The organism is Pseudoalteromonas sp. CR1 (genome assembly GCF_019392235.1).
Taxonomy (GTDB): domain Bacteria; phylum Pseudomonadota; class Gammaproteobacteria; order Enterobacterales; family Alteromonadaceae; genus Pseudoalteromonas.
The window spans coordinates 1-233 of record NZ_JAHXRM010000651.1; the positions used below are offsets into that span (position 1 = coordinate 1).

Below are 233 nucleotides of genomic sequence, written 5' to 3' on the forward strand. Positions count from 1 at the left end.
TTTGGACGTTGCCCGTCTGAACTTCTCCCACGGCACCCCGGACGAGCACAAGGCTCGCGCCAAGCTGGTGCGTGACTTGGCCGCCAAGCATGGCCGCTTCGTGGCATTGCTGGGTGACCTGCAAGGCCCGAAAATTCGTATCGCCAAATTCGCCAACAAGCGAATCGAACTGAAGATCGGTGACAAGTTCACCTTCTCCACCAGCCATTCGCTGACCGAAGGCAACCAGGATG

Annotated in this window: 1 protein-coding gene; it reads left to right on the top strand. The window is 58.4% G+C overall.

The annotated features are described in order from the left end of the window. On the top strand, positions 1-233 hold a 233-nt coding region (locus KZZ04_RS20900; protein ID WP_257903724.1), incomplete at both ends, for a pyruvate kinase.